We start from the raw sequence: 10,846 nt of genomic DNA, 5'->3' as shown, positions 1-10,846 counted from the left end.
GTCCTTCCGAGCCCGGCTCAGCCGGGATAGTCACCGGGCCGGGCGCCCGGATTGGCGTTCAACCATGACAGGTAGTGGTTGTAGGCGGCCAGGTCTACCACCTCCAGCAGCAGCTCCGGTCGGCCACAGGCTCGCGACCAGGCCGCCACCCCGTCGATCAGCTCGGCGAGCAGGCCGCTGCCGCGCCAGGTCGGCGTGACGTACACGGCGTAGATCACGGTCAGCCCCGGTTCGTTCGGGTGGGTCGTACCGCCGGCGTGCCCGACCAGCCGGCCGCCCGGGTCGGCGACGAACTGCGCGTTACCGGCACCGGCCGAGGTGTACGCGACCCGCGCGGCGAACTCGTTGTGCGGTCGGGCCGCCGCGTCCGCCAGGGTCTCCAGGAAGGCCAACGGCGCGTCGGCAAGCATCTCCAGTCGCAGCGCCCGCATCCGGGCGGCGTCCTCCGGCCGGACCCGGCGGATCTCCGCGAGCCGTAGGGCCGGCGAGCCCATGTCGGTGGTCATGTCCGCATGCCTACCACAGGGCGGGGATGGCGTTTCGCGAGCTGGGCCCGATCGCCGTCATCTCGGGGCCGCCCTGCGACCCTGCCCTTATCCGCAATGACGCGGGCGAATCCGATGGCTGGGAAACCCGGCCGGTCAGCGTGGTCGGGACGCTCCGAAGTGTGTCTGATTTGTGGCCGTGCGCGGCCGTCACTCCTCGTGTAGCGTGCGATTTCGGTCACCTGCTCCAATGGCGGTCATCGATCGCTGAGTCGGTGGTCCGGGGCGCCCGGCCGTGCCGTGCGCCGAGTCAGGCAACGCCGGGCAGAGTGAGGGAAGTGCACAGTGGCACAGGGCTCCGTGAAGTGGTTCAACGCCGAGAAGGGCTACGGCTTCATCGCCGTCGACGGCGGTCAGGACGTGTTCGTTCATTTCTCCGCGATCGAGATGGACGGCTACAAGGCGCTGGACGACGGTCAGCGGGTCGAGTTCGAGATCACCCAGGGCCAGAAGGGCCCACAGGCAGAGCACGTACGCGTCATCGGCTGAGCTTCCTGGCCGATCGGCCCGTGCGTCGGGGCTGCGGCAGGGGCGTGCAGCCGGGAAGATCGTGAACCGTTCCAGCCGATGCCGAGGAGCGTTCATGACCGACCAGCCACCCCCGCACACTCCGTCCTCCGGGTCCGGGGAGCCGGGCCCGTCCGATCCGTCCTCGCCCGCCGACGGCCCCGGCCACGCCGGTCCGCCCCCCGGCTGGGGGCCGGACATGCCCCCGTCCGGCCCGTCCTCCGGCCCCGCCGGTCCGCCGCCCGGCTGGGATCCCGCGCAGGGCGCCTGGGGTGCGGCCCCGCCACCGCAGGGCTGGGCGTTCCCGCCCACCGGGGGCTACCCGCCCGGGTCGGGTCCCTACGGCGGGCAGCCGTGGTATCCGGGACCGCCGATCGGCTGGTACCCGCCGGGTCACGGGTTCGACCCGAACGACGCCCTGGTCACGCCGCCCGGTGCCGGTATCGGCGGCTGGTTCAACCGGTGCGGGGGAGCGCTGCGTCGGGGCTGGCGGCAGTTGGTGCCGATCATGCTGCTCACCCAGGTGCTGCCGGCGGCGGTGCTCTCGGTGGTCTCCCTCGGGCTGGACCCGTCGGCGAAGTGGGCCGCCCAGGCCGAATCGACGTCGGCCCCCGCGCTGCCGGACAATTTCGCCGCCGAGCTGCTGAGCCTCCTTGTCCTGCTGGTCGGCGGCAGCGTGGTGGTCGGGTTGGTGCAGGCCGTCGGGTGGGCCGCCGGCACCTGGGTGATCACCCAACAGGCGGCCGGCCAGCCTGCCAGCCTGGAGGCCGCGCTGCGCTACGGCCTGCGTCGGGCACTCGGGCTGTGGGGCTGGACCCTGTTGGTCAGTCTGCTCATCGGCGTCGGTGTCTGTTTCTGCGTGCTGCCGGGCATCTACCTGGCCTTCGCGCTGAGCATGGCCGGTCCGGTCTATCTCTTCGAACGGCACAACCCGATCGGTCGATCGTTCCGGATGTTCCACGATCGGCTCGGCCTGCTGCTCGGACGGGTGGCCCTGGTGGCCGCGGCGGTGATCGTCGGCACCCTGATCCCCGGTGCCATCGAAGGAATCGGCACCTCCCCGCTCGGAACGGATCCGTTCTCCTCGCCGGGTACCGCCGCCGGGGCGGTGGTGGTGATCGGGATCACCGCCGTGCTGGCCCTTCCGGCCCACCTCGCGCAGATGATCGGTCTGCTGGTGACGTACGCCGAGCAGCGTGCCCATGAGGCACCGGTGAACAGCGCTGGACTGGCCGCGGAACTCGGCTGAGCGGCGGCATCGTGCTTGCACTCGGCAGGTGAGAGTGCTAAACAAGTCATTGGCACTCGCATACCGTGAGTGCCAATGGTCGGGACGGTGGGGCCAGGTTGCACCGGCGTGGAGACGCCGGGGCGGCACATGGCCGGTCGTCGCGGGCTATCCGGCCCGGCCGAAGGACGTCGTCGTCGCCAGGTGGCGACGTCCCAAGGTGCGTACACCAGGCGGCCCATCCGGGGCACACATCTCGGGTGGCCCGTGAGTGTCCAGGAGGACAACGCCGTATGGCCAAGATGATCGCGTTCGACGAAGAGGCGCGCCGCGGCCTCGAGCGGGGCATGAACCAGCTCGCCGACGCCGTAAAGGTGACCCTCGGCCCCAAGGGCCGCAACGTCGTGCTCGAGAAGAAGTGGGGTGCCCCCACCATCACCAACGATGGTGTGAGCATCGCCAAGGAGATCGAGCTCGAGGACCCGTACGAGAAGATCGGCGCTGAGCTGGTCAAGGAGGTCGCCAAGAAGACCGACGACGTTGCCGGTGACGGCACGACGACGGCGACCGTCCTGGCCCAGGCCCTGGTTCGCGAGGGCCTGCGCAACGTGGCCGCTGGCGCCAACCCGATGGCCCTGAAGCGGGGCATCGAGGCCGCTGTCGCGAGCGTCTCGGAGGAGCTGTCCAAGCTCGCCAAGGACGTCGAGACCAAGGAGCAGATCGCCTCCACCGCCTCCATCTCCGCTGGCGACAGCACCGTCGGCGAGATCATCGCCGAGGCGATGGACAAGGTCGGCAAGGAAGGCGTCATCACCGTCGAGGAGAGCAACACCTTCGGGCTGGAGCTGGAGCTCACCGAGGGTATGCGCTTCGACAAGGGCTACATCTCGGCCTACTTCATGACCGACCCGGAGCGTATGGAGGCCGTCTTCGACGACCCGTACATCCTGATCGCCAACAGCAAGATCTCGTCGGTGAAGGACCTGCTCCCGATCCTGGAGAAGGTCATGCAGTCGGGCAAGCCGCTGCTGATCATCGCCGAGGACCTGGAGGGCGAGGCCCTCGCCACCCTGGTGGTCAACAAGGTCCGTGGCACCTTCAAGTCGGTCGCCGTCAAGGCGCCGGGCTTCGGTGACCGCCGCAAGGCCATGCTGACCGACATCGCCATCCTCGCCGGTGGCCAGGTCATCAGCGAGGAGGTCGGCCTCAAGCTCGACGCCGCCAGCCTCGACATGCTGGGCCGCGCCCGCAAGGTCGTGGTGACCAAGGACGAGACCACCATCGTCGACGGTGCCGGTGACGCCGAGCAGATCCAGGGCCGGGTCAACCAGATCCGGGCCGAGATCGACAAGAGCGACTCCGACTACGACCGGGAGAAGCTGCAGGAGCGGCTGGCCAAGCTGGCCGGCGGCGTTGCGGTGATCAAGGTCGGCGCGGCCACCGAGGTCGAGCTCAAGGAGCGCAAGCACCGCATCGAGGACGCCGTTCGCAACGCGAAGGCCGCCGTCGAGGAGGGCATCGTCCCGGGTGGTGGCGTCGCGCTGGTTCAGGCCGGCAAGACCGCCTTCGACAAGCTCGACCTGGTCGGCGACGAGGCGACCGGTGCGAACATCGTCAAGGTCGCGCTCGACGCCCCGCTGCGGCAGATCGCCGTCAACGCCGGCCTTGAGGGCGGCGTCGTGGTGGAGAAGGTCCGTAACCTCGAAGCGGGTCACGGTCTGAACGCCGCCAACGGCGAGTACGTCGACCTGCTGGCCGCGGGCATCATCGACCCGGCCAAGGTGACGCGTTCGGCGCTGCAGAACGCCGCTTCCATCGCGGCGCTCTTCCTCACCACCGAGGCCGTTGTCGCGGACAAGCCGGAGAAGAACCCGGCTGCCCCGGCTGGCCCGGGTGGCGGGGACATGGACTTCTGAGTCCAGTTCCGACACCGAACGGGGCGGGCCGCTGACGCGGTCCGCCCCGTTCGTCGTCAGGTCGGTAGTGGGCGCTGGTTGCGCCGCTTCTGTGCCCGGCTGTACGGCGGAGGCAGTTTGATCGGCGCGTCCACCATCTCCTGCGGTTCCTCTGCCACCGACGGCTCGCCCTCGGTGGTCATCTCGGCCAGTTGCTCGGCGTCGCCGTAGTCGAGCCTGTCGAACGGCAGTTGGCCGGGGAGTTCACCCACCGGTTTCCAGGTGATCGGCGGGCCGTCCTCGGTCTGGTTGTCATCCGTGGTCATGGCTGCCTCCTCTACCGAAACGGTAGGGGGCGTCGATGGCCGATGCGGGCGAATGGATCTATGTCCTGTTTGCCCCGGTTATGCCGTCGGTAGGGTTCGCCGGTACAGGAAGAAGACCCGCTCGATCCACGCACCCGCGCTGCCCGAATAGAACGGCACCGGTCCCACCCAGCCGATCTGTGCCCGGTCCAGCCCCACCGCCCGCTGGTCGCGCAGGCAGCGCCGCAACAGCACCCCACCGATGCCCGAGCCCTCCGCGGCCGGCGCGGTGCCCATCGGTCCGAACCAACTCGGCCGCGACGACCCGTACGCGGCGAAGCCGAGCACCTCGCCGTTGCGCTCCGCCAGGTGGCAACCGGCGTCGGCACGCCCCACCGACCCGGCCAGCTCGCCGTCCCACGTTCCGCCGAAGGCGGACCGGGCGAACGCCGTCAGCGCCGGCAGGTCCGCCGGCTCCGCCCGGCGTACCGTGACGCCCTGGTCGGCCAGCCGCCGCTCCGCCGCCTCGGTGGACCGCAGTGCCGGCGACCCGTCGTACGACAGGTCCGCGGTCATGTTCCAGGCGGTCCGGTCCTGCTGGTAGCCGAGAGCGAGTGCGGCGCAGACCGCCGGCGTGTAGCGGACGTCGATTCCCGGCCACGCGTAGTACGGCGGGTTTCCGGCCAGCAGCACCTCGGTCGCCCCGCGCTCGGCGAGCACCCGCTCGGCCCGCTCGAGCAGCGCCCGGCCGACGCCCCGACGCCGCTGATCCGCAAGGACCGCGACGAGGTCCACGTGCCCGATCCCCGGCTCGGTCGACGACACCGAACAGATCAGCACCCCCACCAGGTCCGCGCCCCGGTACGCGCCCAGCCCGACCACCGGGCGGTCGGCGGCGGCCCGGGCCCAGAGAACGTCCACTACGGAAGCCGCCTCGGCGGCGTCCTCGGGCAGGTCGAGAGCCTGCTGGCAGAGCTGTACGACGCTGCTGACCAGGTCGGCGGTCAGCTCGGTGACGGTGATCTCGGCGTCCATGGTCGCCGACCCTAGATCACCGACTGTCGAGCCGCACTCCCGGCTCAGCACTTCAGGAAGGAAACCTGCCTATTGCTGGGCGGCGCGAACGGCCGCGTAGGCGTCGACCTGGCCGGCGCCAGTGACGTTCGACGGGGCACCGCAGGCGTCGGAGGGGCTGTCCGAGCGATAGGTCGGCGTCGCCACCGTGGCGGTGTCCCGAAGGATCTGCCGGGTCCGGGTCACGTCGCCGACCAGCGCCGGGTTCGCCGACCACATCAGCGCGACCACCCCGGCCACCTGCGGCGTCGCCATCGACGTGCCGTCCAGCTTCGCGTACGTGCCGCCCGGCATGGCCGACACCACGCCCACCCCCGGTGCCAGCACGTCCGGTTTACCCGAGCCGCCCGGCACCGGCCCGCGCGAAGAGAACTCGGCGACCCGCCGCTGGTCGTCCACAGCGCCCACCGTCAGCACGTCCGGGTACGGGGCGGGCGGATCGTCGATCGACGCGCACCACGGGCCGGTGTTGCCGGCCGCGGCGACCACGAAGATCCCGGCGGCGTCGAAGGCAGCGGTGGCCGGCCGCAGGACGCGCTGGTCGCAACCCTCGATGGGCGGGCAGCCCCACGAGTTGGTCAGCACCTGCGGGGCGCGCTCCGGACGGCCGTCCGTGAACGGGTCGCCGCCGGCCGGGAAGGGCGCCAACATGAACTGGAGACACTCCAGGTAGTGCGCGGGGCTGCCGAGGTTGCGGTCCAGGTTGACGCAGCCCACCCACTGCGCGTCCGGCGCCACCCCGATGCCGTCCCGCCCGACCGCGCTGCCCACCGTGTGGGTGCCGTGCCCGCCCTGGTCGGTCGGGCTCCGGGTGCCGTCCCACGGGTCGTACCAGGAGTCGTCCCCACCACGGAACCCGCCTCGTAGCGCCGGATGGGTGCCGTCCACCCCCGAGTCGGAGCTGCCGACCACGATGCCAGTGCCGGTGGCCCGGAGTTCGGACCACACCCGGTCGGCGCCGATCTGGCGGATGTTCCACTCCGGGCCGGCGGGCTTCGGCAGGGTGCCCCGGCTCTGCCCGGCCGGGGCCGGCAGCGGTCGCAGGCGCTGGCTGACCAGCACCCGCGCCACCTCCGGCCGGCGGGCCAGCCAGGCCCGCACCACCGGGCCGCCGTCCACCTCGACCGCGTTGACCAGGTAGTACGACACCGGGTCGAGGCGCAGCCGGTCCAACCCCCGCAGCAGGTCACCCTGGCTCTGCTCGGCGGTCGACACCAGCCGCCGGTAGACCTCCGCCGCGCGAGCGTCCCGCCCGGCCCGACCCGGCGCGGCGGCCGGAAGATCGCTCAGGTCGGCCTGCGTACGCAGCACCACGAACAGCCGCTCGCCGTACAGACCCGGCTGACCGGGGCCGAGGTCGACCACCCCGAACGCCACCAGCAGCACCACGGCCGTCACCGCGGCGACCCGCCTGTTCGGGGTGCGTGCCGTCGGCCGGGCGAGCAGCACCCCGTACCCGATGGCGACCACTACCGCGACGGCGAGCCCGACGCCGGCGGCGGCCGCCACCCAGAACGGGATGTCCCGGGTGCCGACCAGCAGCAGGCTGATCTCTTCCGGGTCGGTGAAGGCCAGCGGGCCGAGCGCGGCCAGGCCCACGAGCCAGCCGGTCGCCGTGCGGACGGCGCGGGTGGCGGCGGCCGGGTCGGCGGTGGCTGGGTCGGTGGTGGCCGGATTGGTGGTGGCCGGGTCGGCGGTGGGCCGCCAGGTCGCGGCCCAGAGCGCGGCCAGCGCGAAACCCACCGGCGGCAGTGTCAGCAGCGCGGGCAACTGCGCGCCGGACTGCCCGGTCCCGGCCGCTAGCAGCAGCAGCGCCACCCCGGCGACCAGGCCACCGACCAGCACCAGCCGAGCCGGCCGGGGCGGTCGCCCGACCGCGAACGGGGACCAGAAGGGGGCGTCCAGCACAGTCGCGGCCAGCACCCCGAGCGCGGCGGCCGCCAGCAGCGCGAGCGCGGTCTCCAGGAGACCGCCCAGCGCGCCCAGCCAGGCCCACGGCAGCAGCAGCGCCAAACCGGCGGCGACAGCGAGCAGCGGCACCGGGCCTGGTTGGCGCACGCGCCGTCCGACCGGCTCCGCGTTCCCGGTGGCCTGGGGCCGTGTGGTGTCGCCGTTTCCGGTCGCCTGGGGCCGTGTGGTGTCGCCGTTTCCGGTGGGTGCCGGGCCGCCGACCGAGCCGACCAGCCCGGGGTACGCCCACCGGCGCGCCGACCAGCGCACGGCGAGCGCGCCGATCAGCGCGGCGCCGGCCAGCGCGCCGAGGTACGCCTCATGGTGCACCGGCGGCACGACCCGCAGCAGTGTCAGCACGCCGAGCGCGAGTGCCCCGATCAACCAGGCCCGCCCGGTGGCCCGGACCGCGCCCGACCGGGGCAGGAGGGCCAGCAGCAGGGCGGGTGTGCCGGCCAGCACGACGGTGGCCAGGCCGAGCACCGGCCAGAGCCAGCCGAGCCGGTCGCGTCCGAAGCCCAGCAGCACCTGGTCGGTGAGCCAGCCACCGGTCTGGGTGCCCACTGTGACCGCAACCGTCCAACAGCCGACGAGCACGGCCGCGACCACCGGCCACGGGGAACTGCGGTCGCTGAAGCCGGGGTGCACAGGTTGACCTTGCATCCGAGAACCTTACGACTAGGACGGAGGGTTTCGACCCGACCGTCGGGTTCCGGGGCTTCGAACAACCGAGCGGTCGGCGTGGGCCGGGTGGCGAGACGTGTCGCGCGCTTCGGAGCAGGTAGGCGCGGTGCGGGGCGGGCGGCGAATGTCGACACGGTGGCTCGACGGTTACGGTGGACGGGTGCGCGACCCCAATGTCTCCCGATCCGTCGCCGGTCAGCTCTCACCGGTCCGCCGTGCGTCCGACCTGCGTCGACTGCGTGCCGAACGCTTCGACGTGCTCGTCATCGGGGGCGGGGTGACCGGAGCCGGTGCCGCCCTGGACGCGGCGTCCCGTGGCCTGAAGGTGGCGCTGGTCGAGGCGCGTGACCTTGCCGCCGGGACCTCCAGCCGGTCCAGCAAACTCATCCACGGTGGCCTGCGCTACCTGGAGCAGTTGGAGTTCCACCTGGTCCACGAGGCGCTCACCGAACGCGGCCTGCTGGCCACCCGGCTCGCGCCGCACCTGGTACGCCCGGTGCCGATCATGGTGCCGCTGCCGGCCGGGCGGGGCCTGCGGGACCTGCCGGCCCGGTTCTTCCGCCGCTCGTACTACGGCGCCGGGGTGGCCGCGTACGACGCCTTCGCCGGGATCTTCGGCGGTGGCCGGGGCATGCCCCTGCACCGTCACCTGACCCGGGAGGGCGCCCGGCGGATCTTCCCGAGTCTGCGGGCCGACGCGCTGGCCGGGGCGATCCGCTACTACGACGGGCAGGTCGACGACGCCCGGCTGGTGGTGACCCTGGCCCGTACCGCCGCCAGCCTCGGCGCCACTGTGGTGAGCAGTGCTCGCGCCGTCGGCCTGATCCGGCAGGCGCGCGAGGTGACCGGCGTCCGCGTCCGGGACCTGGAGGCGCCGCCGGGCTCGCCGGACGCGGAGTTCGAGGTGCATGCCCGCACCGTCATCGCCGCCACCGGCGTGTGGAGCGACGACATGTCCCGGATGCTCAACGACGTCGGCCTGCGGCCCGGCGTCCGGGTGCGCGCCTCCAAGGGGGTGCACCTGGTGGTGCCCCGCTCGGCGATCACCGGCGAGACGGGGCTCATCCTGCGTACGGCGAGTTCGGTGCTCTTCGTCATCCCGTGGGGCGGGCACTGGATCATCGGCACCACCGACACCGACTGGCGGCTGGACCGTTCCCACCCGGCCGCCTCGGCCCGCGACATCGACTACCTCCTCCAGCAGGTGAACACCGTGCTGGACCGGCCGCTGACCACCGCCGACATCGAGGGGGTGTACGCCGGGCTGCGGCCGCTGCTGGCCGGCGAGGCCGACTCGACCTCGAAGCTCTCCCGGGAGCACGCGGTCTTCGAGCCGATGCTCGGGCTGTTGCTGGTGGCCGGCGGCAAGTACACGACGTACCGGGTGATGGCGTCCGACGTGGTCGACCGGGCCGCGCGTCGGCTCGGCGGCGCCCGCGCGTCGCGTACCGCCGATCTGCCGTTGCTCGGCGCCGACGGGTACCCGTCGATGTGGCGGGACCGGGCCGACCTGGCTCGTCGGCACGGCGTGCCGGTGGGCGTGGTGGAGCACCTGCTGGAGCGGTACGGCACCCTCACCCTGGACCTGCTGGCGCTTGTCGACGCCGATCCTCTGCTGGCGTCTCCGCTGGCCGGTGCTCCGGAGTATCTGGCGGCGGAGGTCGCCTACGCGGCGCGGGCCGAGGGCGCGCTGCACCTGGAGGACGTGCTGACCCGGCGGACCCGGATCTCGTTCGAGACCAGCCACCGGGGGCTGGAGTCGGCGGAGCACACCGCCGAGTTGATGGGCGCGGTGCTCGGTTGGGACGCGGCCACCCGGGCACGCGAGGTCGAGCACTACCGCGCCCGGGTGGAGGCGGAGCGGCAGTCCCAGTTGATGCCGGACGACGCGGCGGCGGACGCGGCCCGCCTCGGTGCTCCGGACGTCCGGGGTTACGCGGCTGACCGGGGCGATGACGATCAGGCGGAGCTGCGCCCGTCCGCTCGATGACGAATTGCGACGTTACCGATGGGTAACCATCGATACCGGCCCGGATGGTGGTTTCGAACGCTACCTACGGTGGGGTAGGTTTCCGCGCGTGCTACCCCGCGCGCGCCCTCGTCTGCTCGTACCCCTGCTCGCCGTCGCGCTCGTCGGCGCCCTGACCGGGTGCTCGCTCTTCGACGGAGACAAGCCGAGCACCCCGGTGGCGCAACCGACCGCCGGCACGGCGGGTGGCGGATCGCAGTTGGAGATCCCCACCACTGTCGCCGCCGGTCAGGTCAGCCTGCTCCAGCGGCTCGGCGAAGACGGGCCGATGCGCTCCCTGAGCGTCGAGCGGAACGGCGCGTGGCAGTGCGTCGACTGCGCCGGCGACGGCGTGACCTCCCGCGGCACCCTCGCACCGGAGCTGACCGAACGGCTCCAGGTGCTGCTCGCCAACCCGCTGCTGGCCGACGAGACCGATCAGGCCCGGCGGTACCGGACCACCTGCATCGACGCGCTGACGTCCAGCCTCATCACCTCGACCGGGCTGATCACCTCGCAGGACTGCCCTGGTGAGGAGCTCACGCCGGTCGCCGGGGAGATCCTGCTGCTGCTCACCCAGGCGACCCCGGCCGAGGTCAAGGGCTGACCGCAGCCGGTCAGAGCACCTTGCCCGGGTTGAGCAGGCCGGC

At 72.3% G+C, this 10,846-nt stretch carries 9 protein-coding genes; 5 read left to right on the top strand and 4 right to left on the bottom strand.

What is annotated here, in order from left to right; translation table 11 throughout:
* Window positions 1-17 precede the first annotated feature (17 nt).
* Entirely contained in the window at window positions 18-506 is a 489-nt protein-coding gene (locus tag AB0C20_RS32010) for a GNAT family N-acetyltransferase (RefSeq protein WP_357569386.1), read from the bottom strand.
* 324 nt (window positions 507-830) lie between these two features.
* On the opposite strand from AB0C20_RS32010, the gene AB0C20_RS32005 reads away from it, so the two are divergent.
* From AB0C20_RS32005 to groL, 3 genes are all read left to right on the top strand, one after another.
* Window positions 831-1,034, top strand: a complete 204-nt coding sequence (locus AB0C20_RS32005; protein ID WP_091402914.1) for a cold-shock protein — start codon at window positions 831-833, stop codon at window positions 1,032-1,034.
* Between the two features lie 94 nt (window positions 1,035-1,128).
* Window positions 1,129-2,301 (top strand): hypothetical protein, encoded by a 1,173-nt coding sequence (locus AB0C20_RS32000; protein ID WP_357183718.1) that lies wholly within the window; start codon window positions 1,129-1,131, stop codon window positions 2,299-2,301.
* A 272-nt stretch (window positions 2,302-2,573) separates the two neighbouring features.
* On the top strand, window positions 2,574-4,196 hold the full coding sequence (gene groL / locus AB0C20_RS31995) for a chaperonin GroEL (RefSeq protein WP_088950420.1): 1,623 nt from the start codon (window positions 2,574-2,576) through the stop codon (window positions 4,194-4,196).
* A gap of 56 nt (window positions 4,197-4,252) precedes the next feature.
* Here the strand turns inward: groL and AB0C20_RS31990 are convergent, their stop codons facing one another.
* The 3 genes from AB0C20_RS31990 to AB0C20_RS31980 form a co-directional block, all read right to left on the bottom strand.
* Window positions 4,253-4,501 carry a hypothetical protein gene (locus tag AB0C20_RS31990; RefSeq protein ID WP_330439114.1) on the bottom strand — a complete coding sequence of 83 codons (249 nt, stop codon included), beginning with the start codon at window positions 4,499-4,501 and terminating at the stop codon, window positions 4,253-4,255.
* Between the two features lie 78 nt (window positions 4,502-4,579).
* Window positions 4,580-5,515, bottom strand: a complete 936-nt coding sequence (locus tag AB0C20_RS31985) for a GNAT family N-acetyltransferase (RefSeq protein WP_357569385.1) — start codon at window positions 5,513-5,515, stop codon at window positions 4,580-4,582.
* Window positions 5,516-5,584: 69 nt separating this feature from the next.
* Window positions 5,585-8,167, bottom strand: a complete 2,583-nt coding sequence (locus tag AB0C20_RS31980) for a S8 family serine peptidase (RefSeq protein ID WP_357569384.1) — start codon at window positions 8,165-8,167, stop codon at window positions 5,585-5,587.
* Window positions 8,168-8,312: 145 nt separating this feature from the next.
* On the opposite strand from AB0C20_RS31980, the gene AB0C20_RS31975 reads away from it, so the two are divergent.
* A complete protein-coding gene (locus AB0C20_RS31975; RefSeq protein WP_357183727.1) occupies window positions 8,313-10,178 on the top strand; it encodes a glycerol-3-phosphate dehydrogenase/oxidase in 1,866 nt (621 codons plus the stop codon).
* Between the two features lie 88 nt (window positions 10,179-10,266).
* A complete protein-coding gene (locus AB0C20_RS31970) occupies window positions 10,267-10,803 on the top strand; it encodes a hypothetical protein (RefSeq protein ID WP_357569383.1) in 537 nt (178 codons plus the stop codon).
* Window positions 10,804-10,846 lie beyond the last annotated feature (43 nt).

This window comes from Micromonospora sp. NPDC048843, assembly GCF_040649965.1.
GTDB classification, from domain to species: Bacteria; Actinomycetota; Actinomycetes; order Mycobacteriales; family Micromonosporaceae; genus Micromonospora; species Micromonospora hortensis.
The sequence above is the reverse complement of the archived record's forward strand: the minus strand, read 5'-3'. Positions and strand labels throughout refer to the sequence as shown.

Bases quoted from the DNA above. Each gene is read 5' to 3' on its own strand.
- AB0C20_RS31975 (WP_357183727.1), top strand. From the start codon at position 8,313: ATGTCGACACGGTGGCTCGACGGTTACGGTGGACGGGTGCGCGACCCC.
- AB0C20_RS31985 (WP_357569385.1), bottom strand. From the start codon at position 5,515: ATGGACGCCGAGATCACCGTCACCGAGCTGACCGCCGACCTGGTCAGC.
- groL (WP_088950420.1), top strand. From the start codon at position 2,574: ATGGCCAAGATGATCGCGTTCGACGAAGAGGCGCGCCGCGGCCTCGAG.
- AB0C20_RS32000 (WP_357183718.1), top strand. From the start codon at position 1,129: ATGACCGACCAGCCACCCCCGCACACTCCGTCCTCCGGGTCCGGGGAG.
- AB0C20_RS31990 (WP_330439114.1), bottom strand. From the start codon at position 4,501: ATGACCACGGATGACAACCAGACCGAGGACGGCCCGCCGATCACCTGG.
- AB0C20_RS31980 (WP_357569384.1), bottom strand. From the start codon at position 8,167: ATGCAAGGTCAACCTGTGCACCCCGGCTTCAGCGACCGCAGTTCCCCG.
- AB0C20_RS32010 (WP_357569386.1), bottom strand. From the start codon at position 506: ATGACCACCGACATGGGCTCGCCGGCCCTACGGCTCGCGGAGATCCGC.